This is a genomic window from Rhodoferax sp. ZS1R8 (assembly GCF_056521325.1).
In genome coordinates, this window is record NZ_JBWMBA010000002.1 from 767,385 (window position 1) to 792,641 (window position 25,257).

Annotated in this window: 28 protein-coding genes; 11 read left to right on the top strand and 17 right to left on the bottom strand. The window is 60.1% G+C overall.

Annotated features, from left to right (window positions below):
* Window positions 1–20: 20 nt before the first annotated feature.
* On the top strand, window positions 21–1,550 hold the full coding sequence (gene gshA / locus AC097P_RS09575) for a glutamate--cysteine ligase (RefSeq protein ID WP_479610163.1): 1,530 nt from the start codon (window positions 21–23) through the stop codon (window positions 1,548–1,550).
* Between the two features lie 101 nt (window positions 1,551–1,651).
* On the opposite strand, the gene AC097P_RS09580 is transcribed toward gshA, so the two are convergent.
* Window positions 1,652–2,227, bottom strand: coding sequence for a hypothetical protein (locus tag AC097P_RS09580; RefSeq protein WP_479610164.1), 576 nt, complete (start codon window positions 2,225–2,227; stop codon window positions 1,652–1,654).
* Between the two features lie 273 nt (window positions 2,228–2,500).
* Here AC097P_RS09580 and ylqF point away from each other — a divergent pair, with 273 nt between their 5' ends.
* Both ylqF and AC097P_RS09590 read left to right on the top strand, forming a co-directional pair.
* Window positions 2,501–3,481, top strand: coding sequence for a ribosome biogenesis GTPase YlqF (gene ylqF / locus AC097P_RS09585; protein WP_479610165.1), 981 nt, complete (start codon window positions 2,501–2,503; stop codon window positions 3,479–3,481).
* Window positions 3,482–3,630: 149 nt separating this feature from the next.
* Window positions 3,631–4,548 (top strand): DHH family phosphoesterase, encoded by a 918-nt coding sequence (locus AC097P_RS09590; RefSeq protein WP_479610166.1) that lies wholly within the window; start codon window positions 3,631–3,633, stop codon window positions 4,546–4,548.
* On the opposite strand, the gene AC097P_RS09595 is transcribed toward AC097P_RS09590, so the two are convergent.
* Window positions 4,535–4,675, bottom strand: a complete 141-nt coding sequence (locus AC097P_RS09595) for a hypothetical protein (RefSeq protein WP_479610167.1) — start codon at window positions 4,673–4,675, stop codon at window positions 4,535–4,537. The genes AC097P_RS09590 and AC097P_RS09595 overlap by 14 nt on opposite strands.
* Before the next feature lie 108 nt (window positions 4,676–4,783).
* On the opposite strand from AC097P_RS09595, the gene AC097P_RS09600 reads away from it, so the two are divergent.
* A complete protein-coding gene (locus AC097P_RS09600; protein ID WP_479610168.1) occupies window positions 4,784–5,812 on the top strand; it encodes a catalase family protein in 1,029 nt (342 codons plus the stop codon).
* Window positions 5,813–5,872: 60 nt separating this feature from the next.
* The gene (locus AC097P_RS09605; RefSeq protein ID WP_479610169.1) at window positions 5,873–6,700 is read left to right on the top strand and encodes a M90 family metallopeptidase; all 828 of its coding nucleotides are present in this window, start codon (window positions 5,873–5,875) and stop codon (window positions 6,698–6,700) included.
* Window positions 6,701–6,707: 7 nt separating this feature from the next.
* Here the strand turns inward: AC097P_RS09605 and AC097P_RS09610 are convergent, their stop codons facing one another.
* The 4 genes from AC097P_RS09610 to AC097P_RS09625 form a co-directional block, all read right to left on the bottom strand.
* Window positions 6,708–6,998 carry a DUF1330 domain-containing protein gene (locus AC097P_RS09610; protein ID WP_479610170.1) on the bottom strand — a complete coding sequence of 97 codons (291 nt, stop codon included), beginning with the start codon at window positions 6,996–6,998 and terminating at the stop codon, window positions 6,708–6,710.
* A 59-nt stretch (window positions 6,999–7,057) separates the two neighbouring features.
* Window positions 7,058–8,035 (bottom strand): 2-dehydropantoate 2-reductase, encoded by a 978-nt coding sequence (locus AC097P_RS09615; RefSeq protein WP_479610171.1) that lies wholly within the window; start codon window positions 8,033–8,035, stop codon window positions 7,058–7,060.
* A gap of 1 nt (window position 8,036) precedes the next feature.
* Window positions 8,037–8,201 (bottom strand): hypothetical protein, encoded by a 165-nt coding sequence (locus AC097P_RS09620; RefSeq protein ID WP_479610172.1) that lies wholly within the window; start codon window positions 8,199–8,201, stop codon window positions 8,037–8,039.
* Between the two features lie 221 nt (window positions 8,202–8,422).
* The gene (locus AC097P_RS09625; protein ID WP_479610433.1) at window positions 8,423–8,962 is read right to left on the bottom strand and encodes a DUF924 family protein; all 540 of its coding nucleotides are present in this window, start codon (window positions 8,960–8,962) and stop codon (window positions 8,423–8,425) included.
* Window positions 8,963–9,227: 265 nt separating this feature from the next.
* Here AC097P_RS09625 and AC097P_RS09630 point away from each other — a divergent pair, with 265 nt between their 5' ends.
* Window positions 9,228–9,620, top strand: a complete 393-nt coding sequence (locus AC097P_RS09630; protein ID WP_479610173.1) for a hypothetical protein — start codon at window positions 9,228–9,230, stop codon at window positions 9,618–9,620.
* 64 nt (window positions 9,621–9,684) lie between these two features.
* On the opposite strand, the gene AC097P_RS09635 is transcribed toward AC097P_RS09630, so the two are convergent.
* Window positions 9,685–11,334 (bottom strand): phospholipase D-like domain-containing protein, encoded by a 1,650-nt coding sequence (locus AC097P_RS09635; RefSeq protein WP_479610174.1) that lies wholly within the window; start codon window positions 11,332–11,334, stop codon window positions 9,685–9,687.
* Here AC097P_RS09635 and AC097P_RS09640 point away from each other — a divergent pair.
* The gene (locus AC097P_RS09640) at window positions 11,325–11,873 is read left to right on the top strand and encodes a peroxiredoxin (RefSeq protein ID WP_479610175.1); all 549 of its coding nucleotides are present in this window, start codon (window positions 11,325–11,327) and stop codon (window positions 11,871–11,873) included. The genes AC097P_RS09635 and AC097P_RS09640 overlap by 10 nt on opposite strands.
* A 41-nt stretch (window positions 11,874–11,914) precedes the next feature.
* Here AC097P_RS09640 and AC097P_RS09645 read toward each other — a convergent pair whose 3' ends face one another.
* Together AC097P_RS09645 and AC097P_RS09650 are read right to left on the bottom strand one after the other, a co-directional pair.
* Window positions 11,915–13,777, bottom strand: coding sequence for a M3 family metallopeptidase (locus AC097P_RS09645; protein WP_479610176.1), 1,863 nt, complete (start codon window positions 13,775–13,777; stop codon window positions 11,915–11,917).
* A 68-nt stretch (window positions 13,778–13,845) separates the two neighbouring features.
* Complete coding sequence (locus tag AC097P_RS09650; RefSeq protein WP_479610177.1) at window positions 13,846–14,592, bottom strand: TerC family protein; 747 nt, start codon at window positions 14,590–14,592, stop codon at window positions 13,846–13,848.
* Between the two features lie 156 nt (window positions 14,593–14,748).
* Here AC097P_RS09650 and AC097P_RS09655 point away from each other — a divergent pair, with 156 nt between their 5' ends.
* Together AC097P_RS09655 and AC097P_RS09660 are read left to right on the top strand one after the other, a co-directional pair.
* The gene (locus AC097P_RS09655; protein ID WP_479610178.1) at window positions 14,749–15,315 is read left to right on the top strand and encodes a TetR/AcrR family transcriptional regulator; all 567 of its coding nucleotides are present in this window, start codon (window positions 14,749–14,751) and stop codon (window positions 15,313–15,315) included.
* Between the two features lie 49 nt (window positions 15,316–15,364).
* Window positions 15,365–16,132, top strand: coding sequence for an SDR family NAD(P)-dependent oxidoreductase (locus tag AC097P_RS09660; RefSeq protein ID WP_479610179.1), 768 nt, complete (start codon window positions 15,365–15,367; stop codon window positions 16,130–16,132).
* Between the two features lie 16 nt (window positions 16,133–16,148).
* On the opposite strand, the gene AC097P_RS09665 is transcribed toward AC097P_RS09660, so the two are convergent.
* Both AC097P_RS09665 and AC097P_RS09670 read right to left on the bottom strand, forming a co-directional pair.
* Window positions 16,149–17,066 (bottom strand): DUF2145 domain-containing protein, encoded by a 918-nt coding sequence (locus AC097P_RS09665; protein WP_479610180.1) that lies wholly within the window; start codon window positions 17,064–17,066, stop codon window positions 16,149–16,151.
* A gap of 1 nt (window position 17,067) precedes the next feature.
* Window positions 17,068–17,571 (bottom strand): hypothetical protein, encoded by a 504-nt coding sequence (locus AC097P_RS09670; RefSeq protein WP_479610181.1) that lies wholly within the window; start codon window positions 17,569–17,571, stop codon window positions 17,068–17,070.
* Window positions 17,572–17,737: 166 nt separating this feature from the next.
* Between AC097P_RS09670 and AC097P_RS09675 the strand changes: the two genes are divergently transcribed.
* The gene (locus AC097P_RS09675; RefSeq protein ID WP_479610182.1) at window positions 17,738–18,196 is read left to right on the top strand and encodes a ferritin-like domain-containing protein; all 459 of its coding nucleotides are present in this window, start codon (window positions 17,738–17,740) and stop codon (window positions 18,194–18,196) included.
* 97 nt (window positions 18,197–18,293) lie between these two features.
* On the opposite strand, the gene AC097P_RS09680 is transcribed toward AC097P_RS09675, so the two are convergent.
* From AC097P_RS09680 to AC097P_RS09690, 3 genes are all read right to left on the bottom strand, one after another.
* Complete coding sequence (locus AC097P_RS09680; RefSeq protein ID WP_479610183.1) at window positions 18,294–19,583, bottom strand: C13 family peptidase; 1,290 nt, start codon at window positions 19,581–19,583, stop codon at window positions 18,294–18,296.
* A gap of 260 nt (window positions 19,584–19,843) precedes the next feature.
* Window positions 19,844–20,227 (bottom strand): hypothetical protein, encoded by a 384-nt coding sequence (locus AC097P_RS09685; RefSeq protein ID WP_479610184.1) that lies wholly within the window; start codon window positions 20,225–20,227, stop codon window positions 19,844–19,846.
* A 10-nt stretch (window positions 20,228–20,237) separates the two neighbouring features.
* Window positions 20,238–21,044: a PRC-barrel domain-containing protein gene (locus AC097P_RS09690; RefSeq protein ID WP_479610185.1), complete on the bottom strand. Its 807-nt coding sequence runs from the start codon at window positions 21,042–21,044 to the stop codon at window positions 20,238–20,240.
* A 222-nt stretch (window positions 21,045–21,266) separates the two neighbouring features.
* Here AC097P_RS09690 and AC097P_RS09695 point away from each other — a divergent pair, with 222 nt between their 5' ends.
* Window positions 21,267–21,488: a hypothetical protein gene (locus AC097P_RS09695; protein ID WP_479610186.1), complete on the top strand. Its 222-nt coding sequence runs from the start codon at window positions 21,267–21,269 to the stop codon at window positions 21,486–21,488.
* Window positions 21,489–21,515: 27 nt separating this feature from the next.
* Here AC097P_RS09695 and AC097P_RS09700 read toward each other — a convergent pair whose 3' ends face one another.
* The 3 genes from AC097P_RS09700 to AC097P_RS09710 form a co-directional block, all read right to left on the bottom strand.
* Window positions 21,516–23,609 (bottom strand): oxidoreductase, encoded by a 2,094-nt coding sequence (locus tag AC097P_RS09700; RefSeq protein WP_479610187.1) that lies wholly within the window; start codon window positions 23,607–23,609, stop codon window positions 21,516–21,518.
* 21 nt (window positions 23,610–23,630) lie between these two features.
* On the bottom strand, window positions 23,631–24,035 hold the full coding sequence (locus AC097P_RS09705; protein ID WP_479610188.1) for a DUF5071 domain-containing protein: 405 nt from the start codon (window positions 24,033–24,035) through the stop codon (window positions 23,631–23,633).
* A gap of 258 nt (window positions 24,036–24,293) precedes the next feature.
* Window positions 24,294–25,199: a LysR family transcriptional regulator gene (locus AC097P_RS09710; RefSeq protein WP_479610189.1), complete on the bottom strand. Its 906-nt coding sequence runs from the start codon at window positions 25,197–25,199 to the stop codon at window positions 24,294–24,296.
* Window positions 25,200–25,257: the final 58 nt, after the last annotated feature.

The following is a 25,257-nucleotide window of genomic DNA, read 5'->3' on the forward strand; positions in this document are numbered from 1 at the left end:
GAAAGTTAAGGGCCATCGGCATGCATTCAATTTCACAGGCCCTGGGGTCGCTTACCGCATCGCGCATACACGGCATCCGCCGTGGTGTGGAAAAAGAAAGCCTGCGCACGCTGCTTAATGGTGGCCTGGCGACCACGCCCCATCCGAAGGCGCTGGGCTCGGCGCTAACGCATGCCAACATCACAACAGATTTCAGCGAATCGCAGGTCGAATTGATCACCGGTGTGCATGCTGGCGTGCAAGATTGTGTGGATGAACTGGTGCAGGTCCAGCAGGCAACGATGCGCGCGCTTGGCGACGAGATGCTGTGGGTGTCCAGCATGCCGTGTCGACTTCCCGAAGACGACGCCATACCACTGGGGCAGTACGGCACGTCTAATGTGGGCCGGTCCAAAACCGTGTACCGCATGGGCCTGGGCTACCGTTACGGCCGGCGCATGCAGACCATCTCGGGCATCCATTACAACTGGTCATTGCCCGATGTCAGCAGCGAGCAGTATTTTGGCCTGATCCGAAATTTTCGCCGCCATGCCTTCTTGTTGTTGTACCTGTTTGGCGCGTCGCCTGCCGTGTGCTCCACCTTTGTCGCCGGGCGCCCGCACCAGCTGCAGGCGCTCAATGCACACACCATGTACTTGCCCTATGCTACGTCGTTGCGCATGGGGCGCCTGGGCTACCAGAGTGATGCGCAGGCCACGCTCGCCGTCAGCTACAACAACCTGCAGGGCTATGGCGGCTCGTTGGAGGAGGCGCTTACGCAGGCCTATCCGGCGTATGAAGCCATCGGTGTGCGCGGACCGGACGGTGAATACCGCCAGTTGGCCACCAGCCTGTTGCAGATTGAAAACGAGTTCTACGGCACGATACGCCCCAAGCGTGTCATCTTCCCCGGCGAGCGCCCGCTGCATGCATTGCGCGAGCGTGGCGTGGAATATGTCGAGGTGCGCCTGATGGACCTGGACCCGTTCGAGACGGTAGGCATCAACGCCCAGACCATGCGTTTCCTGGACGTTTTCCTGTTGCACTGCCTGCGCAGCGACAGCCCGAACGATTCGCCCGAAGAGATTGTTGCACTGGCGTACAACCAGCACAACGTAGCCGAGCGCGGCCGCGAGCCGGGGCTGCTTTTAGAGCGTGGTTCGGGCACCGTCACGTTGAAGGACTGGGGACTGGAGTTGGTGGAGCAACTGGGCCCCATCGCCTTGGCGCTGGATGCAGCGCACGGCACTGGTGACTACAGCACCGCGGTGCAGGCCGCCGTTCACGGCTTGCAGCACCCCGACACACTGCCGTCGGCCCGTGTGTTGCAGGCGATTACCGAACAATTCGACGGTTCGTTTGGCGCCTTTGCGCGGGCGCAATCGCTGCTCATACGCCAAGCCATGCTGGATATGCCGATGTCCGAGGAGCTCCAAGCGCGCTTTGAGACGCTGGCACGCGAGTCCTGGGAGGCGCAGCGCAACATCGAGGCAGCCGACACCATGCCGTTTGACATCTACTTGCAGGAGTATTTGTCGCACAACCGCCTGGGCGCGGCCAAGGCGGCGTAGTCACTGTTGGCGTGAATGAAAAAAGGGTCTGAGCGCATGGCACTCAGACCCTTCTCTACTGCGGTCCTGCCACTTTGCAGTGGCCGGATGCGTGGCTGTGATTAAGCAGCAACCTTGGCTGTGCGAACGGCCTTCTTGGCAACCGTAGCGGTCTTGGCTGGTGCTGCTTTCGCAGCCTTGACAACCTTGGCTGTCCTAACTGCCTTGGCGCGCGCGGGCTTGCCTGCCAGTTTGATTGCCAGTTCGCCGGATTTGGCTTCGATTTTGGCAGCGACCTTGGTCACGGCTTGGGCGGCTGGCACAGCGGCGGTAGCCAGGCTGCTCAGCGTGGTGACGCCGGTAGACTTTTCGAAACGGCCGGCGTTGGCAGACACTTGCACGACGCCCTTGCCAGCCAGTTCCACGGCCTTGTTGACGACCAGGTTAGCGTTGTCAGAAGTCACTTCCACGCCACGGACGTAGTAGGCAGTCAGCTTTTGCTCAGCAGACAACGCATTCTTGCGGGTCTTGGCGCTCAGGCGCGAACCGGCCTTTTCCAGGGCAGCCACAAAGCTTTGGTCCATGAACACGGCAGCGCGCTCATTGCCCACGCGGTAGGCGTTGATGACGTTCTTGGCAGTGTTGCCATAGGATTCGATCAGTTCGTTGGTGACGGTTGCGAGTTTTTGGTTGGCCATGAAAATGCTCCTGAAGAAAAAATGAAAAAGATGAGAAACCTCTTTGCTGGGTTGGATTCTGTCGGGTCGTCCTAGTGCAGGCACCTTAATTCGGGCAGTTTTCCTAGAGGCGTGTGCCTAGTACGCCTCCACGATCCACCGCTACGCGGGGCGCTGCCCATAGGGGACTAACTCATCGTGGGTCGGCCCGGGCGGAGATTTGGCCCAGTCTGCGCAAACTGTCCGACAATCGAGTGTTCCCCCAATCAGCATCCAAGAAGAGGTTTTAGGCGTATGGCGATTCAGTGGTTCCCAGGTCATATGCACCTGACGCGCAAGGCAATCGAAGAGCGCATCAAAGAGATTGATGTGGTCATCGAACTGCTGGATGCACGCCTGCCTGGCTCCAGCGCCAACCCTATGCTGGCGCAGTTGACCGCTGGCAAGCCGGCGCTCAAGGTGCTGAACAAGCAGGACCTGGCTGACCCGGCCCGCACGCTGGAGTGGCTGGCCCACTTCAATGCTCTGCCCGGCACGCGTGCGATAGGGTTGGACGCCAGCATGACAGCACCCGCCCGCGCACTCATAGATGCCTGCTTCGCCCTGGCTCCCAGCCGTGGGCAGAGTATGACCAAGCCCATGCGCGTGCTGATCTGCGGGATACCCAATGTGGGCAAGTCCACGCTGATCAACACCTTGAAGGGCAAGCGCTCGGCGGTGACCGGCGATGAGGCTGGCGTCACCAAGATCGAGCAGCGCATCGTGCTGCAGGACGGTTTCTACCTGTTCGACACGCCCGGCGTGCTGTGGCCGCGCATCATCGTGGCCAAGAGCGGCTACAACCTTGCGGCCAGTGGTGCCATTGGCCGCAATGCCTTTGACGAAGAAGAGGTGGCGCTGGAACTGCTGGACTACCTGCGCCAGCATTACGCCCCGCAGGTGGAGGCGCGCTACAAGATCACGGGCGTGGCGCAGCAGACCGACGAGCAGATTCTGGAGGCGATAGGGCGCAAGCGTGGCGCGCTGCTGCCCGGTGGCAAGATCAACCTGCAAAAAACTGCGGACCTGGTGATCCACGACTTCCGCTCGGCCGTCATGGGGAGCGTTACGCTGGAGACGCCCACAGAATTCGCACAATGGCTGGCCCACGGCCAGAAGCTCGATGCCGAGCGTCAGGTCAAGAAAGAGGCTATCGAATTCGACCGCGCGATACGTTTCAAGAAGGTACCGCGGCCACCCCGCAAAAATGGTTCCGACAACGAGTCTTCAGATTGAATCGGCCGCTAGCCCTTGTGGGAAGCGCGTAAGCAGCTACCAAATTTATAGCTACTTGGTCCCCTTTTCGCTACGGTGGGGAGTCTTCGCGGGAGATTCGCCCTGGGCGCGGGACACCGGGGCGTTGCATGGGCGACAATCCACGGCCCATGAGAACCCTATTGCCCCTGCAACTGCTGTTTGCCCCCGACAGAAATGACCCCGATCCGCTGATCATCTACCACGGCCATAGCTGCCCTGATGGTTTTGCGTCCGCGTCGGCTGCCTGGTTATTTTATGAAGGCAAGGCCGAGTTTCTGGGGCTGGACCATGGCAACGTGCGTACGCTGGACGACCTGCCGGCGCTGCAGGGCCGGGCGGTCTATATCCTCGATTTTTCGTTCTCGGCCGACATCCTGCGCGGCATTGAAGAGCGCGCCGCCAAGCTGGTGCTGCTGGACCACCACAAGAGCGCTGCCGAGCAACTGACCGGCTTCGCTTGCCGCTGTGGCGTCGTGCACTTCGACATGGACAAGTCCGGCTCGCGTCTGGCGTGGGAATTCTTTCAGCCCAACCGACCCCTGCCAGACCTGGTGCGTTTCATTGAAGACCGTGACATCTGGACCTGGCAATACCCCGAGAGTGCCGGTTTCCTGGCCGCCCTGGACATGGAGCCGTTTGATTTTGCCCACTGGGCAGCGATGGCCGCCTTTACCGAGGAACAGGTCGCCGCATTCATGGCCCGGGGTCAGGCTATGGATGAGAAGTTCAACAAATTGGCCAGTGGTATTGCAGAGGGCGCGCAACCCCTTTGTTTCAACGGCCAGCACGGGCTGATGGTCAATGCGCCGGGCGTCTTCCACAGCGTCGTGGGTGACATGCTGTCGCGCCAAAGCGGCAGTTTTGCGCTGCTGTGGTGTGTATCGAAAGAGGGGATTGTGAAGGCTGGCTTGCGCTCGCAGCGTGACTTTGACTGCATCGCGCTGGCCCGCAGCATGGGCGGCGGCGGCCATGCTCAGGCCTGCGGCTTCAAGATGGGCAAGGAGCGCTTGCCCGAACTCTTGAGCGGCGTGTTTACTTCGTCTTGATCTTGCCGCGTGGAATCACTGCGGTGACCGGAGCCATCGGGCGGTCCGATGTTGAGTTTTTGGGCTCAGACGTGTCCTTCTTGGGCTTTTTTGCCATTTTTTCCTTGCGCTGATCACCTTTAGCCATATGTCCTCCGAATTCAATCCCGACATGGGATTCAAGGGAGGATATTACGGCAGAAACAGGCCAATATGCAGATGCCCCCGCTTGTTGTGGCGGACGCTTGCGTCTACCATGCGCATCCACACCATTTACGGAACGCGCGCCATGGCCCAAGACCTGATCCCCAGCACCCAATGGCAGGAAAACGTGGCCCCCGATGAAACCGAGCGCTATGCCCGGTATGGCCAACAGTTCGCCGAAATACAGGCCAGAAAATCAAAAAAGTATGGCAATGGCCGGGCACTGCACCGCAAGCAATTGACTGCGGCCAAAGGCACGCTGGAGGTGTTGGCCGTTGTGCCCGAGTTTGCGCGCCACGGCTTGTTTGCCAAGCCCGGCAGCTTCGAGACATGGGTGCGGTTGTCCAACGGCGGCCTGGACAAGGCCCCTGACCGCACACCCGATATCCGTGGATTTGCGCTGCGCGTGCTTGGCGTGCAAGGTGAATCGGCATTGGGCAACGGACTTGCCGTAAGCCAGGACTTTGCGCTGATCAACCAGGAGGTGTTTGGCTTTAGCGGTTCGGATGATTTCGTGCAGTTTGTTGTGGCGGCTTCGCAGGGCGGCGGCAAGCTGCTGAAGCATCTGTTTGCCCGGTATGGTGTGTTCGGCGCACCGGTGCGTCTAGTCAATATGGTCAAGACAGTTGGCAAATCCTTTAGCGGGTTTGCTACCGAGCCCGTATTCAGCGCTGCGCCTATGGCCTGCGGCCCCTACGCCGTGCGGGTGCGCATCCTGCCCGCTGCCGGCAATGGACCGGCCCGTGCCGACGCCAAGCAGGACTGGGGCGCGGACTTTACCGCCAAGCTACGCGAGCAGAGTTTGGAATGGGATCTGCAGTTGCATCCGTTTGTGGATGCCCAGCGCACACCTATTGAAGATGCCTCTGTCAACTGGCCCAGCCCCTACACGACGGTGGCGCGTTTGACGCTGCCCAAGCAAGACAACAGCTCTGCGCAGGGGCAGGCGTTTGTCCAGCAGGTGGAGTCGGCTATCTTTGACCCGTGGCAGGCGTTGGCAGCGCACCGGCCGCTGGGCGATGTGATGCGCGCGCGCAAGGCGGTATATTTCATCAGCCAGCAGGCGCGGGGCGCTACTTGAAATAGTGGGTTTGGTGCCCAGCTACAGGGTCTGATAACGACGTATGGACTGGAGCGTGCCATGGCTTTTATTCTTTTGTGTGGCTTGGCGCTGCTCCTGATTGCAGGCTTGCTGGGCCAGCCCTATTGGCTGGCCTACCGCCGCAGCCGCGTGCGCGCCGCGGCTTTTCCTGCCACCTGGCGCAAAATCCTGCAGCGGCGCGTGCCGCTGGTGCGCAAGCTTCCGGCCCATCTCCAAATGCAGTTGAAGAAGAACATGCAGGTCTTCATCGCCGAGAAATCTTTTCTAGGGTGTGCGGGCCTGCGCATTACCGAAGAGATGCGTGTGGTCATAGCCGCGCAGGCTTGCTTGCTGATATTGAACCGCGCTACTGATTACTTTGCCAACGTGCGCCAGGTGCTGGTCTACCCCGGGGCTTTCTTTGTCAACCGCACCTCTATGGACTATGCGGGTGTGCAGCAAGAAAACCGCCAGGCGCTTGCTGGCGAATCATGGTCCCAAGGGCAGATCATTTTGTCGTGGCAAGACACGGTGGAGGGCGCAGCCGTGCCCGACGATGGCCGCAATGTGGTGATCCACGAGTTTGCCCACCAACTGGACCAGGAAAATGGCGCTGCCCGCGGCGCACCGCCGCCCACCTTGGGGGACCGGGAATACGACGCGCGGCGTTGGTCGCAAGTATTCCACGCTGCGTACGCCCAGCTGCAATCCGAAGTTCTCAACGGCGTGCAAGGGCTGCTCAACCACTACGGTGCGCAAGACCCGGCCGAGTTCTTTGCGGTGGTGTCCGAAGTCTTTTTCGAACAGCCGCGGGAGCTTGCAACCGAATATCCCGCGCTGTACCGCGAGCTCAGTGGCTACTACAAGGTCGACCCGGCAGGGTGGTGAAGCGGGTCTATATCCCTTCAAGCATGACCATGGTGCGGCGCGCGGATTCGCGGCTGATCGGCAAGATCGCTTGGTATTCAGCAGAGTCGTAAAAACGGTTGGCCGAGTCGGCATCTGGGAAACGAATGAGCACCATCCGCGTCGGAGACCACAGATCGGTTTCCTTCAATGTCAGGTTGCCGCCACGGGCCAGGTATTCGCCGCCATACTGTTCTACCAGCGGTTTGGCCTTGAGCTTGTAAGCTTCATAGCGCTCCGGTTTGTCAAGCAAGGTATCGACGATGAGGTAGGTGGCCATGGAAGTTTCCTTTTTTTCAGTTGGTCAATTTAAAAGTTTTCTCGCGGTGGTGTGGACGCTCAGTACAAACCCCGGACACGGGCCTGCAAACGGCTCAGGCCCAGCAAGGCGTCGGTGAAGGGCGTTGCTACGGCGGTCAGTGTGCCCAACTCTTTTACTACCGTGACCAAGGCATCGAGTTCCACTGCCTTTCCCGCTTGAATGTCTTGCAGCATCGATGTTTTGAAAGCACCTAGCTTCAATGTCACCTGGTGACGGTCCGACGGCTGCTGCTCAATCGGGATACCAATGCGATTGCCGATCTCTTTGGCTTCCAGCATCACGCTGGAGACAAAGTTTCGCACCAGCTCGTCGCCCAAAATGAGGTCGGTGGTGGCGCCTGTCAGTGCGCTGATGGGGTTAACCGTCATGTTGCCCCAGAGTTTGTACCAAACGTCTTTTTGGATTTGTGGTGAGACTGAGGCGGCAAACCCTGCCTGCACCAGTAGCGCTGCCAGGGCCTGTGCGCGGGCGCTGACGTTGCCCGAGGGCTCGCCGAGAATCAGGCCATTGCCGAAGTGGTGGTGTATGACGCCGGGCGCATCTACCGAGCAACTGGCATGCACGACGCAGCCGACGACCGTGGCCGCGGGAATGGCGGCGGCGATATCGCCGTTGGCATCAACCGACTGCAACTGTGTGCCAGACAGTGCGCCGCCGAAGCCCTCGAAAAACCACCACGGCACGCCGTTCATCGCGGTCAGCACCACAGTGTCCGGGCCTATCAATGGGCCTATCTGCAGCGCAACTTCGCGCAAGGCCGGCGCTTTTACCGACACAATGACAAGGTCCTGCGGACCGAGCTCCGCTGCCACATCGCTAGCCCTGACGGGGTGCTGTTCGGTGCCGATGCGCAGGCCTTGGGATTGGAGGGCCGCGAGTGTAGAGCCGCGCGCAAATACGCTGACCTTGCAGCCCGCCCGCGACAGACCCGCCCCTATCCAGCCACCTATGGCGCCGCACCCGACGATGCATGCAGTGTTAAAGGTGATGTTCATGTCATGTGGCTTTCAAGTCGACAAAATTTGCCGCAACGCCGTTTTTTGCAAAAACTGTCAAAAGCGTGCCTTTGAAACATTCGCGGAAGTGCATTTGGGCTTGGCTGGATGCGTTATGAACAAAGTTATCCACAAAGTGCTCCACAAAAATTGTCGAGGCTGGCATCACGGTGGTTCCTTGTCGTAAAACTGGTTGGGAGATAATTTTCCCTATCACGGACATACGCGTCATTGGTAAATTTGGCAACGAACTCCCCGGGTTAACCCTGTATTGGAATGGTGTTTCAAATGCTGGTATGTTAGAAAATCCAGAAAAGGCGCGAGCCGTGGTGCTTTGTTATCCACAATGCTGACCGAGCGGGGAATGGGACACAGGTCAGGCAAATGTTAAAAGGCCAAGCCGGGTTGCGTCAGGAATTCAAGCTCTTCTGGGGTCGAAAGACGCCCCAATATCGCGTTGCGATGCGGGAATCGGCCAAATCGGTCAATGATGGCTTTGTGCCGTAGCTCGAATGCCAGTGTTCCCTCCATTCCTGGCTGCGCAAACAACGCCATCCCCTGGGCATGAATCAGCTGGGACTCACTGTGCATGTAGGGCATATAAGCAAAGGTGCGTCGTGCGGGTTCGAGCACATAGTCTTGACCACTGGCGACCAGTTCCTGTGCCAGCGTCAGCGCTTGAGCGTCCTGAAGGAAAGATGTGGGGGTGTCGCGGTAGATGTTGCGCGAAAACTGGTCCAGAACAATGATTTCGGCCAGTCGCCCTTGCGGCGTGGCGCGCCATGAGAATAATTCTCCTCTGGACGCAGACGTCAAAAGCGCCCCAAACCGTTCACCCATTCGGGCGTCCAGCAGGCTGTCTTTTGCAAAACGTTGTGCTGCGCTCAGTTCTTCAAACCAAAATTGGAGGATATCTTGTGCTTGCATGGGGTTGCGTGGTACGTGCGGCGCCGCGAGTTTGCCGATGGTAATGCTTAGATGCCCCGGGCAAATGGCCTCGCCCGACTTTTGTGGCAGAACTTTGGGCACGCGTCAACGCTTGTGCGGACTACAGCGTTGCTACAGTTAGACACGACGAAGATGAGCTCCCAGAGGCGGATACGCCAGCTTGTATACTGGTTTTGACGGTTCTTCTCGTTCGGACGGTCGCCGTGTTTTTAGAAGTTATCAATTTTCACTTTGGAGTTCTTATATGAATAAAGTTCTTGTCGCTCTGTTGGCTGGTATGGTTGCTGTGGGCGCGTACGCTGCTGACGACGCTAAGAAGACCCGCGCTGAAGTCAAGGTCGAAGCTGCTGCAGCAACCAAAAGTGGCGAAGTTGCCATGGGCGAAGCCAATGGCATGGCCAAAGCCGCTGAAGCCAAGCTGACCAAGGAAGAAGCTGCTGCTGTACGCGCCAGCGTCAAGGCTGAAGCCAAAGACGCCAACAAGAAGGGCGACACCGCCGGTGGCGAAGCCAACGGTTTGGTAGCCAAGGCTGAAGCGAAGCTGTCCAAGGAAGAAATGGCTGCTCTGCGCGCCAGCGTGAAGGCTGAAGCCAAGGACGCCGTCAAGAAGGGCACCGTCAAGATGGGTGAAAAATAAACAAACAGACCTCGACCCGCTCGAGGCGTTTGTTTCCAAGAAGGGCCTGCGGGCCCTTTTCCTTTTATAGCTGTTCTTCAGGCACCAGCGGGCTCAGTATCCACGCCTTGAAACGCAGCCAGAACGACGTGTCGGGTTCGGTTGTCAGAAGCACTTCCCTGTCGTCATCCATGCCCAGCCATTCAATACCATTGCCGCTCTTGGCCAGGCGTACCTGGTACGCGCTTTGTAACCTGTCGATGTCTATGACCCGTATGATTTCGCGGGCGATTTCAGGGCAGTCGATGACGGCACCGAATTCGGTGTTCACAGTGGCTGATCTCGGGTCCAGGTTCATGGAGCCGATGAACGAGGTCTGGCGGTCCATGACGAACAGCTTGGCATGCAGCCGCCCTAAAGATTTACCGAACAGGAAGGGCCGCTTATTGTCCTTCACCCGTGTCGAGCTCAGTTCGTACAACTCAATCCCTTCTGCAAGCATCTGTTCCCGGTAGCGACTGTATCCCGTGTGCACCACAGGCTCGTCGGTAGACCCCAATGAGTTGGTCATCACCGTTACCTTGACCCCTCGCTCGCGAAGTTGCTTCAAGAATTTCATTCCCTTAACGCCCGGAACGAAGTACGGAGAGGAAGCAACCACTTCGCGTTTGGCCCTACCGACAGCTTCCAGCACGTTATAGGTCACACTGGTCTCCAGCAGTTCGCCGCCGGCAGTCCCCTCAAACGGTTTGTCGGGATGGTCCGCAAATACATAAGCCGTGCCCCAATGCAAACCCAAACGGCCAGCGTCCAGGTCGTCTGCTATGGGCGCATAGCCAAGCACGTCTGTTGTGGCAAGGGGAAGGGGCGCCGGTGTCTTGACCGGGCCTGTTTCGTTTTCAAAGAAGGCCAACAACTCTTCTTTCGTGTGTTCAGTCTTGGCAATGGATTCCAACGGGTACACGGCCCGGCTGTTCCAGTAGCGGTCAAACAATGCGCCCATGGCGGGCAACACGTTTCCGATGACAAACGCGTCGAGGTCCACGAAGTTTTCGGCCGCGCCGCGCAGGTAGTATTCATTGGCGACATTGCGCCCTCCAATCACCGCCATGGCACCGTCCGCAATAAAGAGCTTGTTGTGCATGCGGTGGTTCACCCGCGAAATGTCGCCTAGCGATGCCAGGAAGCGGCTAGTTTGACCACGATCTCTGGCGCAGCAGAACGGGTTGAAGAGCCGCACCTGAATATTCGTGTGGGAGGCCAGTGCGAGGAACAATGGATCCAGGCCACCTGTATAGAGATCGTCGATGAGAAGGCGAACCCGAACACCGCGCTTGGCAGCATCTCGCAGCGCACGCAAAAACCAGCGCCCGGTTTCATCATTTTCAATATGGTAGTACTGCACATCCAGTGACTCTTCGGCGCGCTCGGCCAGCTGCACACGCGTGTCCAATGAAAATGTGCCCAGCGGCATCAACCGAAAACCCGACAACGCGGGTCCGGGCAAGGATGCATTTGCGATGCGGCCGAGTGTGGTGTTGTCTGAACCTTCAATCGCCTCAGAGGTAATGGCTTCACGGTTTACGCTCGGCAACGCGGTGGCGCAGCCTGTCAGGATCGCGCCGAGCCCCACCAAAGTCAGTACGACCAGTAAGCTGCGTAGAAGGCCCTTGCCACCCGTTCCGCTATACTGGTTTTGAACTCTTCGATATGTGAGGCTGCGCGATGGGACCATGGTCTAAAGTAGTTGTGTCGATTGCTCTGGTGGCTGGCAATGCTTGCGCACATGCGGCTTTGGACGTTGGAGAGATCGCTCCGAAGTTTACGACACAAGCCGCCATCGCAGGCAATGTGATCAAGTACTCACTGGCCGAAGAACTGAAAAAAGGCCCAGTCGTTTTGTACTTTTTTCCGTTGGCATTTTCTGAAGGCTGTTCCATCGAAGCCCACAATTTTGCAGAAGCTATCGATCAGTACAACGCGCTGGGTGCCACGGTGATTGGCGTGTCGCGTGACGATATTGAAACCCAGAAAAAATTCTCTGTTTCGGATTGCCGTGGCAAGTTTGCCGTAGCGTCTGATGTCGACCAGAGCATCATGAAATCCTATGATGCGGTGCTATTTTTTCGCAGCGACTATGCCAACCGCGTGTCCTTCGTCATCTCGCCCGAAGGCAAGATCATCTACCAATACAACAGCCTCAACCCGGCCAAGCATGTATCCAACACGATGGCCGCGCTTAAGTCCTGGCGCCAGTTTGGCGTTGTGAAGTAAAGCCAGCATGCGGTGCCTGGACCGTTTGGGGTAGATCCCGTTTATTGCACGCTCGCTGGGTAGCGCTCGCCTACCCAGCGCTCAAACTGCTGGCACATGGCCTGGTCGGATTCGCTGTTGTCGGCAATCAGTTCTGCACCATGCACGATGCGGATCGTAGCGTCCAGATTTGGAGCGGGCGGGGGTGGGTAACTACGCGAACGCGCCTGTGCGATCTTGGTCTGCGCCTCGGCCCAAGCCTCCTCCACAGTCTGGTTGCAACTGTCAGCCAGGTATTTGGCGTTAAATGGCTCGCCGGTCAGGCTCATCAGCGTGTCGTTATGGCTGATGCTGTTGCCGCGTGACCAGTAGTGCTGGGACAGCGCGGGGCCAATGGCGGGGTTGTCGGTCAGATAGCCATAGGTGCGCTCAAAGTAGGCGCGGGTCTGGTAGACCGCCATGTTGGCCAGCAGGTAGCCATGGTAAGCAGCTGCAGATTCCTGGTTCAACAAATGCGGGATCGCCAGCAGCGGGCGGGGACCTACGGCCACACCCAGGATGCGCAACTCAGTCGCACGGGCCAGCGCCAACACCGTGTCCGGAGTCAGTTCATCATCGTTCAAGCGGTACAGCGCGCGCTCAAAGTAGGGCACGACCAGAATGCTGCGCTCACCAAACGCGGCGAAGGGCTGCGTGGTCTGGATACGGGCGTGGATCAACTCATCCGGAACCGGCTCTCCCTTGGCGTTGTGCGCATAGCGTTTGAGCCAGTCGGCATCGTCCAGCAAGCTGTCGCAAAACATGGATTGCGTCTCGGCATAGGCCATGGATGTAGGCGCGAATTCTTGTGAGAAGCAGGGCGCGTTCTGCGTCACGTTGGCAAAATGTGCAGCGTGGCCGCCCTCGTGGAACAGCGTGTTGATGGCGCGCGCGCCGCTGCCGATCTGGTCTGGCTGCGCACCTGCCGTGAAGTTGATCTGCCCGGCAACCCACTTGTTTTGCGCGTCATAAAACGGGGGAATGGGCCCATGGCAAAAACCGTTCTGGTACTTGCCTTTGCGCTCCAGCAAGTCCAGTTGCATCGTGGCACCGCGGTAGGCAATGCCCAGTCGGCGAAAGCTCTGCAGCCAGCGCTCCAGGCCCTTGGCAAACGACAGGTAGGGATCGAACTGGCGCGTGACGTCGCCGCTGACAAAGAAGCGCAGGTTCCATGGCTCGGTGGCGGTCGATCCGTGGGCCTGGGTCAGGTCGTCCAGCGCGCGCGTATTGGCCGCGCGGGTGCGCTCCTCAAAATCGTCCAATATCGTGAACAACTGGTCGGCGGACATCTGCTCGTTCTTCTGGACCTTGTAGTCAAAGTAGTTGGGGAAGCCCTGGGCACGCGCAAAGGCGTTGCGCTTTTTCACAATATCCAGCCAGCCATTGGCCAGCACCCAGCGCTCCAGCTGCATCAACGCGTCGTGTGAACTCTTGCGTGCTGCCTCGTCGCGGTTAGTGCCGATGTTCGTGGACAACATGCTGAGCGTGGCGTCTTCGACCTGGCCGGCCTCGTTCGTGTGCTGCAGCACCAGTTCGCGGCGCTTGGCAAAGAGGTCGGACTCGAGCTGGATCAGTTCAGCCATCATCGTGCGGGCGGCGTCGCTGTCGATGATGTTGCTCTCAAACAGCGCCAGCCAGCCTTTAAGACCGTGGCGCAGGGCGGCCGTGGCCTCGTCCACGTCCCCCAAACTGGCCAGCGCCTTGCGCACCGTGGCTAAGCGGGCTGGATCGGAGATGAAATTCTTGTACGCCCCTTCTGCTCGGGCAAAACCTGCGTCATCGCTGGAGACCGCCATGTAGGTGTCCCAGAACAGGTCTTCTTTGGTCTTGTGAACGGCCAAATATTCAGTGTTGAGGGTATCAAACACCGTGCGTGCGTTGTGCATTGTTGTCAGTCTCCTTGCGGGAGTTCTGATTCTAGACCTCGCCGGTACCCGTGGCACCGGTAGGGTGCTCAGGCCTTTGTCTGCAGGGCTTTGCGCTTGGAACGGGCGCGAATATTCAGCACCTCCACCCCCAGCGAGAACAGCATGGCCACATAGACGTAAGCTTTGGGCACGTGCACATCAAATGCCTCAGCGATCAGCAAGGTCCCCACCATCGTCAAAAAGGCCAAGGCCAGCACCTTGATGGACGGGTGCGCGTCGACGAAATCCCCAATCGGCTTGGCCGCAAACATCATGACGGCCACCGAAGCAATCACTGCCGCCACCATGACGCCGATCTGGTCCACCATGCCGACGGCGGTGATCACCGAATCCAGCGAGAACACGATGTCCACAATGCCGATCTGCACAATGGTTCCCCAAAACAGTGCCGAGCCAGTCTTGGCGGACTTGTCGCCGGCATTGACCTCGTCTGAGTCCATGGCCTCCACTTCCATGAAGATTTCATGCGAAGCCTTGTACAGCAGGAACAACCCTCCGCCCAGCAGTATCAAATCGCGGCCGCTGATCTCTTGGCCCAGTGTGGTGAACAACGTGGTGGTCAGTGTCATGACCCACGCCAGACTGAATAGCAACGCAATGCGTGAAACCATTGCGAAGCCCATGCCCAGGCGTCGACCCAAATCGCGGCTCTCGGGCGGCAGGCGCCCCACCAGAATGCTGATGAAGATGATGTTGTCGATACCCAGCACGATTTCCAGTGCTGCCAGCATGAAGAAGGCTATCCAGGTGTTGGGATCAGTCAGGAGTTCCATGGCAAAGCCGTCGCGTGTAGAGATAAAGAGAAGAGTCTAGTGGCGCGGTTCTGGTGCCGTCCCCAAATCGGGTGTTGTGTCCTCAACACCCTTGGGGAATTGGCCGCGTGGGCATGTTTATTGACTACCTTCCATTAGGTAGGTTATACTGCACCCATGGAAACCAAAGAACACATACTCGCCAGCGCCCAACGGTTGGTGCAGCAGCGCGGCTTCAATGGCTTCAGCTACGCCGATGTGGCCGACGAAGTGGGTATCCGCAAAGCCAGCCTGCACCACCATTTCGCCAGCAAGGCGGACCTGGGCGTTGCTCTGGTCGAAGCCTATGCGGCGCAGTTTGACCAGGCCTTGGCGGCGATAGAGCAAAGCCGTGGCAGCGCTGCCGACAAGTTGAAGGCCTACGTGGCTATCTACCGCGCTACGCTGGACAGTGACCGCATCTGCATGTGCGGCATGCTGGCCACCGAGGTGCTGACGTTGGACGCAGCCATGCTGCCCCGGTTGCAGCGGTTCTTTGCCCGCAATACCGAATGGCTGGCGCAGCTGCTCGCCGAAGGCCGCACGCAGGGTGTGCTGGGCTTTGACGGCGCGGCCGCGGACCACGCCCGCGCCGCGTTGTCGATGTTGCAAGGCGCATCGCTGGTGTGCCGCTCCAGCGGTGACATGGATGCGTTCGACCGCACCACAGCTATTTTGATCAATGGTTTTATGAGGAAGGGCTGACCTTTTTTTTGGCCCAAAAGACTACCTACTGGTAGGTATAGGAGTGAATATGAATCAGGATTTTTCTGGCAAGAGCGCATTGGTTATCGGGGGCTCCAGCGGTATAGGCCGCGCCGTGGCCCATCGCTTGGCAGACGGCGGAGCGCAGGTGTTGGTCGCCGGGCGCAGTGCGCAGAAGCTGGCGCGCACAGCTGCCGAGCGCGAGGCGTCTATCAGCACCTTGCAGGTCGACATCGCGACGCCCGGGGGCTTGCAGGCGTTAACGGATGCGGTGCAGTCCCGCAGCAAGCCGTTCGACCTGCTGGTCAATGCAGCCGGCGTGTTCTCGCCCAAGGCCTTTCTGGACCACAGCGAGGCAGACTACGACAGCTACCTGGCCATCAGCAAGGCCTTGTTCTTTGCAACCCAGGCGGTGGCGCGGCGCATGGTGCCCGCGCAGCGCGGGGCCATTGTCAACATTGGCTCCATGTGGGCGCAGCAGGCGATACTGGCCACGCCGTCCTCGGCCTATTCCATGGCCAAGGCCGGCATTCACGCGCTGACCCAGCACCTGGCCATGGAGTTGGGCGCGCACCGTATCCGCGTGAATGCAGTGGCGCCCGCCATTGTCGATACCCCCGTGTACGACAGCTTTGTGCCGCCGGAGCAACACGATGCCGTGCTGGCCAGCTTCAACGCCTTCCACCCGCTGGGCCGCATTGGCCAAGTCGATGACGTGGCCACCGTGGTTGCTTTTTTGCTATCGGACAAGGCCAGCTGGGTGACCGGCGCCGTGTGGAATGTGGACGGCGGCGTGATGGCCGGGCGCAACAGCTAATCTGCAGGCCGTTGTGTCACTGCGGCTGTACGGCAACCAGCGACGTGACCGTATCTCCTGCACCCGGCGTACAACCCGGGGCGATGGGCTCCCAACCCCGGTGCACGACGATGTGCCGGGGCGTGTAGCACAGCTCCAAGCGCTCTGCCTGGGGCCATCGGGTGCGTACAAACGCGTCGATGGAGGCTGGCATGCTGACCTGGAACTGTGCAGCCTCGATGTTGTGCGCTGGGTGGTCGTCGGTATGCAGCCAGGGCAATAGCCCCGCCAGTGCCGCCACGGGACCCCAGCCCAGGTTGAAGATACTGGGCTGGTAGTTTTGTTCGCGCAGCCATGTCTGTGCTTGACCCCGCGCTTCGCTGCCAATATCCAGCGCTCCCCAAGCCGTGGCCATCAGTTCTGCCAGCCACTGGTTGCAATTCTGATAGCGCTGGTCAAAGGCGTAGGCATTCGCGCTGTAGCTGCCGCCCAGGAGCTGCAAGGCCTGCTGCTCATCGATGGCAGAGCGTTCCAGCGCCAGGGCGGCATCCTCGGGTAGCAGCACGATGGACACATAGCCCTCTGCCGGGTCCAGCGCACCCATCACAAAGCCCGACATCCCCTGGTCAAAAATGCGGGGGCGCTTCTCGTCGCACGCGTAGTACAGCTGGCGCACTGACCACGGGATATGGGGGCTGGCCTTGAGGCTCACGCCGGCGTGGGAATAGCGGTGTCCAAAGCGTTGCAGCGCAAGACCTGAACGCGCCACGATGGCCACCGTATGGCCCGAACGGTCCAGCTCTGTCTTGACCGCCGCTGCAACCTGGATCAGCCGATCTTGGGTTCCGGCCCCCGGTTCGGTCTGGCCTTGGCAGTAGGCGAGGGAGCCAGCCCACACCCCATGCGTCACCACGGTGCAGGCAAGGAACACAAGTGCACTGCGTACCGTGCGCACGCTACACGCCAAGCGGGCGGCTCTCCAGTTCACCGAACCATGCGTCATCCAGCACCAGGAAGAACGGCGTTGCGGCCCTGTCTGTCGTAGCCGAGGCAAAGGCCAGGCCATAGGGCCGGTGCTCTGCCAACACGACCTGGCCCACCGCCAACTGGCCGCGCTCAGCCGCCTGGCGGGGGAGCAACAAGAAGAAGGCGCTGGCCGGATCAGCTGCGGGTGTCTGGGCCTGCAAGCGCACACGCAGCATGTCCGGACGGTCCGCCACTGCCACCATCTCCACCACGGTGTAGGGACCTTGCGCAACCTTGTCCTTGGTAGATGAACTGTTGCTGGATTTCTCAATGGACGCCGATGAACTGCCTACCGATGTGGACGACGCACTGGACGCAGACGAGGTACTGTCGGCCAGGGCAGCGTGGCTTGCCAGCGCAAATACGAGGGGGAGGGCGAGTGGGAGGCCAAGCGCGCGCGCCAAGGAAAGGCTTGCCTTGAGAAAGTTTTGCATGGGGATGGTCTGCAGTGATGTGCTGCGGCGAGCATAGCCGCATTTGCGCGTACTCGGCCATCAATGTGCGGTGTTGCACAGACCCTAAATGCCTGCAAACGTAAATTTGCTCCGTGGCTCCGCATCAACTTCTGTTTGCGCTGCTCTCACAACGAAAGGACACCCTATGAACGAAACAGTTTTGTCACCCAGCGATGTGATCGACACACTGAACGGTCTCATCGAATTGAGCCGTGACGCCCAAAAGGGCTTCCAGGAGGCCGCTGAAAAGATTGACTCTCCGGATACCAAAACGTTCTGCCTGGAACAAAGCCGCGTGCGCGCCCACTTTGTAGGCGAGCTCCAGACCCTGGTCCACGTACTGGGCGAGGAGCCCGAGAACAGCGGTACGGTCACAGGCGCGTTGCACCGCGGTTGGTTGAACCTGAAGGCCGCCCTGGGCGGTGGTGATCACGCCATTTTGTCCGTCGTTGAAACTGGCGAAGACTTGGCCGTGCGCGCTTACCAGAAGGCATTGGCGTCAAAGCTGCCTTCCGATGTGCGTGAAATTGTTCAACGCCAAAGCTACAGCGTCAAGCAGGCGCATGACACCATCCACGTGATGCGCGATCGCCTGTCGACCTAAGTCTACAGCCTTGCCGTCACCTGTTGGTTAAAGGCCTAATCGGCCGCTAGCCCTCGTGCAATGTGCGTAAGCCGCTATGGAAAACGTAGCGGCTTTTTCATTGGCGCGTTTGCTTGAGTTCCCGTTCCAGCTTGGCAAGCACACCCCTGATCTCGTGGCCCACCGCGATCTGCGGGTTGGAGAATCCATCCGTTTTGTGGCCTTCAATCTCACGCTGCTGGATGATGGGTCCGGCCGCCGCGAAAGCCTCTTCAAATGAATAGGTTTGGCGCAATTGCTCATCAAATAGCGCGCGGCCGAAAAAGGTCAGCTCAGACCGGCTGCCACAACCATACGAAGTGTGGGTTGCATCGGCAGCGGTCATGACCAGCGTGCTGTCGCTGGCCAGTGGCTCTACCCAGCCCCCCGCATAGCAAGCTGATACCGCAATCACGCGGTTGTGTACGCCGGCGTCGTCCAGCATGCCCCGCAGCATGTGCGGTGTCAGCTCCGCCACATCCAGCGGCCAGTGCTGGGTGGCCAGCTTGAAATCAGACCCGCCGTGCGAGCTGAGGTAGACCACCAACACATCGTTTTCGCGATCCATCTGCCGGGCCAGCGCCTGCAGGCTGGCGCGCAGGTTCTGGTTGGTGGCCCAGGGAATGCTGTCGGTCACCGACGGGTGGTTGACCAGTTGCACGACATGGCCCCCAGCGCCAAAGCGCTGCCGCAACACGTCGGCGACCATGGCACTTTCGCGAACAAACACACTTTGTGAGTAGGGCGCGTAGACCAGTCCGAACACGTTGATGCGGTCTGCCTGCCGCGGGGTCACGGCGGCCAGCGTCTCGGTCAGCAGGGTTCGTTGGTCCTCAAAGACGTCCTGACTCAGCGTCAGTGTTTCCGATGTGCTGGCTTGTTCCTGCTCTGCGTAGTCGGCCTGCCAGGGACGGCTGTCGATTTGGGCGGTGGCGAAGCCTTCGATCAGCAACACGCCAACGATGATCAAGGTTTGGGCACTGCGGGATGTGGTCACAGCAGCGCTCACGCGCCACGCCACCAGCATGGTCCACACCCAAACCAGGGAATACAGCAGCCACGCCAGCCATGCGCCTTCCAGCCACCAGGTCGGCAATTGCTCCCGTGCGGCCAGCGCATTCATCAGCGCGCCGACGGCCGCCATCGGCACAACGGCCATGCTCCATAGCCCGAACCATGCTGGAACCGGCGCAGGGTGCGTCTGGGGCCTGCCTGAGCCCCCCAGACTCGCCCACACCGCAAATAGCAAAAAACTCGCGGTGCACAGCGGATAGAGCCAACCCAGTAGCTGGAAGGAGGCGTCACCCTCAATCTCCAGCCGTGCCATCCCCACCTGGGCCGCTGCGGAGAGGGCAATCAGCCAGAACAATTGCCGTGGGCTGGGCGTGGCGCGTCCTATAGGTGCCGGCAGGCAGCAAGCTGCCCTGAGGCCTGCAACTATCCATCGCAGCAAACTCAACTGCTCGGGCGGGGGAGGAAGGGAAGTCGGAGGCCCGCCAACTGGTACAGGGCCGGCGAAATCTGGAGAAGTGGCTGTTTGCGGGGAATCTTCGGACGTAGGATGCATGGCGGGCTTGGCTAATGGCGGGTTCAGGACAGTATTGTCCCCGACCGCGCCAGGCCTCCCCTTTACAAGCCTATAGGCAACGGTGACATGATCCGAAGTGTGAATTGGTCCTTGAATGTGATCGTCCAGAACACGGGTTCATGCGGCGTGTTGGGAACGATGGACGCGATGTTGAACGGGTAGATGTGGACGACGCTTTCACCATCGGCCGGGGCGCCCGCATGGTAGTGGCGGTACGCAGCTACCGAGCCCGGCAGCATCTGCAGAACCTGAGACACGGACTCCACCACGCGGATGCCTTGTTCGGTCTGGCCAAATACTTGCACCAGCGTGTGGCCGACCTGGTTCTCCGGCATGCCCTCTGCAAAAAGAATGGCGCCGGAATTGATGTGTACCGCCTCCATGGTAGGAGGATTGGTCGCGCGGAAAAATGGAACGATAGCCATAGGGTGGACTTTAGGAATCAGTTGACAGTTCTGCAGGGCTGGTTTCGCGTGCGTGCTCGCGTTCCCAGTACGTGGGGCGACCGTAGTGGCTGTGGAGTTCAAGTTCACGGCTGCGGTTGATGTCATCCGTCGACTCGTAGCGCGGCCCGTTTTTGACCGTCTCGCGGCTTAAGTTGACGCTGACGCTGGAGTCGGCCCAGTTCACAGCAGTGATCCACTCGGGGGGCACCAGCACGCTATGGCCCAGCCACCAGTTGCTGGTGTCTACCACCAGGTAGCGGATGGCCCAGGTCCCCTCGTCAACCAGCAGGCTTTGGACATGGCCAATATCGCCATCGGTCGCGTGGATGTGGTAGCCGACAATGGCTTTGCAACTGCGCAGATGCGGGTCGTCACTGTGCTGGCGGGCACGCTCGGCCAATGCATCCAGTTCGGCGGTGACCGCCTGTTCAGCCTCCAGCGGGGGGTACAAGCCCTCGCCCCAGCCGTCTGTTGCCCAGTAGTAGGGGTAGCGGTAGTAGTCGGCATAGGCTGCCTCGTGCTGCAGCGATACCGGCCGGTCGGTGTCGATGTCCGGACTGTTTTTTACCTGTTCCCTGTTGAGGCTGACGCGCAAACGCTTGCTGTTCCAGTCCGCACGCTGCGCCGCGTACGGCGAGATCAACACCTTGCGGCTGGTCAACCAGGAGCCTGTGTCAACGACAAGGTAGCGCACCACCCACGACTTGTCGTCAAAGAAAACGTCAGCCACGTTGCCGACCTCACCGTCGGTCGCCGCTATGGTGTAACTATTGAGTTCTTGCGTATTGCGCAGCATGGAGCACCTTCGGATTGTTGGCAACAAAATGGCCAACGTATGACAGTGCGCCGATGGTGTCGGTGGGCTGGACAAGGGTCTGTGCGGCGCCACACGCAAACCTGTGAGGCGCACCTTTGTTGTGCGCCGTACAGACCTTTGGGTTCACCATCCACAGACTTGCATACACATCTGAACAATGATCGGCCACGGCCGCTCTGTGCAACCTTGTGGAGGGAAACCATGCGACACATCACCCATAGCGCCCGCGTTACCACCCCCATGCCCTATGTGGCGGTGGGCGGTCGCATGCAGAACATTCCCGTTGGCCCCGTGTTGGTCGAGTCCTTTGGCGCCCGCTCAATGGATATCGTCTGGGGATCGGATGGGCAAAACTTTGTTTCGCTGCCGATTGAAGTGGTGGAGAATGCCCGAGACGATGGCAAGCTGATCTTGCTGGATTGATGTTGGCCGTGGCGGCGCAAGTTTGCGCTACAACGCCATCATTTCCCGACGGAAGGGTATTGCATCCAGCGGCGCGTCTGGCGCATCAACATTGCGCGCCGCCCTGTGTCCCGCATACACCGCGGCAGCCACAGTGCCAGGCGCCAACGCGTCGCCGACGCACTCCACCGTCTTGATACCCGCGTTGTGCCATTCGTCTTGCCGTGCTTGCAGCGCCGTAAACAAATCATCAACCGGGTCCCGCATCGTGACCAGTAGCAGGCTGGCGCATTGCAGCGGCCTGCGCCTCTCGGTATAGGTGTTGGCCAGTTCCACGTGCAGTCCACCATCTGGTGTAGCCGACACGCTGGCTATGGATGTGGAGGTGTGAACATCCACATCCATATTCAACAGCCCGGCCTGTATGCGTTGCTGCTCCATTGTCAGGTCCGTGAACTCAGACACCTTCACCGATGGCGTGACCAGATGCACCTCCAGCCCTTGCTTGCGCAAGCGCTCAGCCAATGCACCGGCCATGTAGTAGTGGTCATCGTCATAAACAAGCACAGGCGAGGGCAGCTGGCCTCCGGCAAACACATCGTCGGGGCTGAAGACTCGGGGCAGCACTTGCGCGTCATCAACGCCCGCAATGGCTGTGCGGTGCTGGCGACCCAGGCCATCCTTGCGCCAACGGGCGCCGGTGGCGATGAAGACGCGGTTGAAGCCAAACTCCAGCACTTGATCCGCCGAGACCCGGCTGTCCAGGTAAAGGCTCACATTCACCATTTTTTGTATCTGCAGCATGCGGTGGTCGGCTACACGCATCCACGTGGCCAAGCCCGGCAGGGCGGCGTCATGGATAAGTCTGCCGCCGACACGCTTGCCAGCGTCGGCCAACGCCACTGCGTAGCCGCGTTGGCCTAAGGCACGGGTCAATTCCAGGCCGGTAGGCCCGGCGCCGACCACCAGCACGGTGTCTTTGGATTGCGCAGGCGCAATGCGCTCCGGGTGCCAGCCTTTGCGCCACTCTTCGCCCATGGTCGGGTTTTGTGTGCAGCGTATCGGAACGCTCAGGTTGTCGCCCGTCACGCAGATGTTGCAGCCTATGCACTCGCGGATATCGTCAAAGCGACCTTCAAAAATCTTGCGCGGCAAAAAGGGATCGGCAATCGAAGGGCGGGCTGCACCAATCAAATCCATGACACCGCGTTTAATGGCCGAGACCATGGCGTCCGGCGATGTGTACCGGCCCACGCCCACCACGGGCTTGGTGGTCAGCGACTTCACATGGGCGATGTATTGCTCCTGGTAGCCCTCGGCCGAGAAGCGCGCGGTCTGGCTGTCGTTGGACCAGTCGGCGATATTGACGTCCCACAGGTCGGGCAGCTCTGCCAGCAGGGCGATGGCATCGCGCCCTTCGTTTTCGGATGTGATGCCCAGCGGCCCCAGCAGTTGGTCCACGGCCAGGCGCACGGCAACGGCGCAGCGGTCACCCACGGCGTCCTTGGCGTCCTCGATCAACTCGCGCAAAAAGCGCACGCGGTTTTCCAGGCTGCCACCATATTCATCGGTGCGGCGGTTCGTGCGGCGCGACAGGAAATGCATGGGCAGGCCCAGGTCGTGGCCGGCGTATACGTAGACGATGTCAAAGCCGGCATCGCGCGCGCGCAGCGCGGCGGCGCGGTGCCAGCGGCGCACGTTGGCGATGTCGGTCTTGTCCATGCTGCGCGCCTGGATGGGGTCGGTAGCCTTGACCGGCGTGTGCGACGGCGCCATCGGTATCTCGCGGCTGTAGCGGTTGGGCGTGGCGTAGCCGTTGAAAAACAGCTCGGCCCCGGCCAGCGCACCGTGGGCGTGGCAGGCGTCCGTCATCAAACGCTGCGCGGGGATGTCGCTGTTGTCCCACAGGCGGCCTTCAAAGTGCGGCGCGATTTCGGAAAACGGGCTGATCTCGATTTCTTCGGTGCAGACCACGCCCCACCCGCCCTCGGCCTTGACGCCACGCATGGCCGCCAGAGACTGCGGCTTGCCGTGGCCCATGCCGTTGCAATGCGGCACCTGGTAGAAGCGGTTTTTGGTTTTGACTGGGCCGATCTGTATGGGCTCGAAGAGAATGTCGTAGCGAGGGTCGCGCTGGGTCATGCTGCGAAGAAAAACGGAAGGCTAGGGCGCTGTGTTGCGGCAGTATTTCTGGAACAGCTCGTCGGCCTTGGTGTGCAGGCCTTCGGCTCGCTCTGCGTCGGTAGGGGTGTCGATCAGGCGCAGCAGGTCGACCGAAATGCCGTGTGCCAGGTCGCCAGACTCGCTGACGATGTGGTCCAGTACCACGCGCTTCCACTGCTCGTCTTGCGACTGCAACACGTAGCGCACGTGGGGTACCAACGGGGCGCCGATGCCGGCCAGAAAGGGCAGGAATACCTTGGCCACGGGCCAGTTGGCGTCTTCCACCCATTCGAATATTTCGGTCAGCACTGATGCGACCGCCGGGTAGCCCAAGGCGACCAGTTTTTTGGCGTTGTCGGTCTCGTCCTTGGCGCCAGGGACGAGCTCTGGCAGGCTACGTCCCATGGTGCTTGGCGACGGGGTGTCGCACTACCGTATGTAGAGATAAGGCGATGACGGTGTAAGCCATATGCTGTGCTCCTGCTGCGAATGCTGCAGTTCGGAATGAACCGCAGAGCCAGAGGTTAGCTGAATTTAATGCGCCTGTCGTGTTTCTGCGCGCATTGGCCCCGGTGCGGCGGCGTCTCCAGCAATTCTTCAGTGCCAAATGGGGCGCTAGCCCTCGTGGAACGAGCGTAAGCCGCTATTAAAAATATAGCGGGCTCAGAGCGGCTGTAGGTCCGCAAACTTCTGCGCCAAAAAGTCTACGAACGCTCGCACGCGGTTGGGTATGAAGCGGCCGCTGGGCAGCAGCGCGTGCAGCGGGTAGGGCTCGGTCTGCCAATCGGGCAGCAGGCGCACCAGTTGGCCATCTGCCAGATCGTTGCGCACGTCGACCGCAGATTTGAGCAGCACGCCCATTCCAGCCACGGCCCAGTCGCGCGCCAGGGATGCGTCGTCGACACTGCGGTCGCCGTTGACACGCACGTCGGTCCAATGGCCATGCTGCGCAAAACGCCACAGCCGGTGCCGCTGGCCACCGCGCTCGAACACCAGGCAGTTGTGCTGCAGCAGGTCCAGCGGCTTGTGCGGCGCAGGGCGGCGTGCCAGGTAGTCGGGTGACGCGCACAGCACTGGGCTGGAGTGTGCCAGGGTGCGCGCCACGAGGCGCGAATCGGGTGGTGTGCCAAAACGCAACGCCACGTCCACCTCGTCGCGCACCACATCCAGCGGGCGGTCCCCGACACTCAAGTTCAGTTGCAGGCCCAGGTGCAGGGCCAGGAACTCGCTGAACCACGGCAGCAGCGTATTGCGCGCCAAGTCCGACGGCGCGGCCACGCGCAGCGTACCGACCAGCGCGCCGCGCGCTTCGGTTATGTGCGATTCGCCTTCAGCCAGCAGGTCGAAAGCCCGTTTAGCGTAGTCCAGCAGCGTCTGCCCCTGGGCGGTCAGACGCATGGCGCGCGTGGAGCGCTCAAATAGCCGCGTACCTAGCTGCGTTTCCAGTCGTTTCAGCGTGGCGCTAGCCGCAGCAGGTGTGATGCCCAGTGCGCCGGCAGCACCGGTCAGGCTGCCACTGCGCGCGGTGTGGATCAGCACATTGAGGTCGGCTAAATTTTCAATTTTCATTTGTAAATGATACTTTTGTTTTGCACTTATCAAAATTGAATTGGCAATCTACAGTTGC

What these genes read in the sequence shown, in the direction of transcription:
- gshA (WP_479610163.1), top strand. Translation starts at nt 21, where the DNA reads ATGCATTCAATTTCACAGGCCCTGGGGTCGCTTACCGCATCGCGCATA.
- AC097P_RS09580 (WP_479610164.1), bottom strand. Translation starts at nt 2,227, where the DNA reads ATGGCCAACCAAAAACTCGCAACCGTCACCAACGAACTGATCGAATCC.
- ylqF (WP_479610165.1), top strand. Translation starts at nt 2,501, where the DNA reads ATGGCGATTCAGTGGTTCCCAGGTCATATGCACCTGACGCGCAAGGCA.
- AC097P_RS09590 (WP_479610166.1), top strand. Translation starts at nt 3,631, where the DNA reads ATGAGAACCCTATTGCCCCTGCAACTGCTGTTTGCCCCCGACAGAAAT.
- AC097P_RS09595 (WP_479610167.1), bottom strand. Translation starts at nt 4,675, where the DNA reads ATGGCTAAAGGTGATCAGCGCAAGGAAAAAATGGCAAAAAAGCCCAAG.
- AC097P_RS09600 (WP_479610168.1), top strand. Translation starts at nt 4,784, where the DNA reads ATGCGCATCCACACCATTTACGGAACGCGCGCCATGGCCCAAGACCTG.
- AC097P_RS09605 (WP_479610169.1), top strand. Translation starts at nt 5,873, where the DNA reads ATGGCTTTTATTCTTTTGTGTGGCTTGGCGCTGCTCCTGATTGCAGGC.
- AC097P_RS09610 (WP_479610170.1), bottom strand. Translation starts at nt 6,998, where the DNA reads ATGGCCACCTACCTCATCGTCGATACCTTGCTTGACAAACCGGAGCGC.
- AC097P_RS09615 (WP_479610171.1), bottom strand. Translation starts at nt 8,035, where the DNA reads ATGAACATCACCTTTAACACTGCATGCATCGTCGGGTGCGGCGCCATA.
- AC097P_RS09620 (WP_479610172.1), bottom strand. Translation starts at nt 8,201, where the DNA reads ATGCCAGCCTCGACAATTTTTGTGGAGCACTTTGTGGATAACTTTGTT.
- AC097P_RS09625 (WP_479610433.1), bottom strand. Translation starts at nt 8,962, where the DNA reads ATGCAAGCACAAGATATCCTCCAATTTTGGTTTGAAGAACTGAGCGCA.
- AC097P_RS09630 (WP_479610173.1), top strand. Translation starts at nt 9,228, where the DNA reads ATGAATAAAGTTCTTGTCGCTCTGTTGGCTGGTATGGTTGCTGTGGGC.
- AC097P_RS09640 (WP_479610175.1), top strand. Translation starts at nt 11,325, where the DNA reads ATGGGACCATGGTCTAAAGTAGTTGTGTCGATTGCTCTGGTGGCTGGC.
- AC097P_RS09635 (WP_479610174.1), bottom strand. Translation starts at nt 11,334, where the DNA reads ATGGTCCCATCGCGCAGCCTCACATATCGAAGAGTTCAAAACCAGTAT.
- AC097P_RS09645 (WP_479610176.1), bottom strand. Translation starts at nt 13,777, where the DNA reads ATGCACAACGCACGCACGGTGTTTGATACCCTCAACACTGAATATTTG.
- AC097P_RS09650 (WP_479610177.1), bottom strand. Translation starts at nt 14,592, where the DNA reads ATGGAACTCCTGACTGATCCCAACACCTGGATAGCCTTCTTCATGCTG.
- AC097P_RS09655 (WP_479610178.1), top strand. Translation starts at nt 14,749, where the DNA reads ATGGAAACCAAAGAACACATACTCGCCAGCGCCCAACGGTTGGTGCAG.
- AC097P_RS09660 (WP_479610179.1), top strand. Translation starts at nt 15,365, where the DNA reads ATGAATCAGGATTTTTCTGGCAAGAGCGCATTGGTTATCGGGGGCTCC.
- AC097P_RS09670 (WP_479610181.1), bottom strand. Translation starts at nt 17,571, where the DNA reads ATGCAAAACTTTCTCAAGGCAAGCCTTTCCTTGGCGCGCGCGCTTGGC.
- AC097P_RS09675 (WP_479610182.1), top strand. Translation starts at nt 17,738, where the DNA reads ATGAACGAAACAGTTTTGTCACCCAGCGATGTGATCGACACACTGAAC.
- AC097P_RS09685 (WP_479610184.1), bottom strand. Translation starts at nt 20,227, where the DNA reads ATGGCTATCGTTCCATTTTTCCGCGCGACCAATCCTCCTACCATGGAG.
- AC097P_RS09690 (WP_479610185.1), bottom strand. Translation starts at nt 21,044, where the DNA reads ATGCTGCGCAATACGCAAGAACTCAATAGTTACACCATAGCGGCGACC.
- AC097P_RS09695 (WP_479610186.1), top strand. Translation starts at nt 21,267, where the DNA reads ATGCGACACATCACCCATAGCGCCCGCGTTACCACCCCCATGCCCTAT.
- AC097P_RS09700 (WP_479610187.1), bottom strand. Translation starts at nt 23,609, where the DNA reads ATGACCCAGCGCGACCCTCGCTACGACATTCTCTTCGAGCCCATACAG.
- AC097P_RS09705 (WP_479610188.1), bottom strand. Translation starts at nt 24,035, where the DNA reads ATGGGACGTAGCCTGCCAGAGCTCGTCCCTGGCGCCAAGGACGAGACC.
- AC097P_RS09710 (WP_479610189.1), bottom strand. Translation starts at nt 25,199, where the DNA reads ATGAAAATTGAAAATTTAGCCGACCTCAATGTGCTGATCCACACCGCG.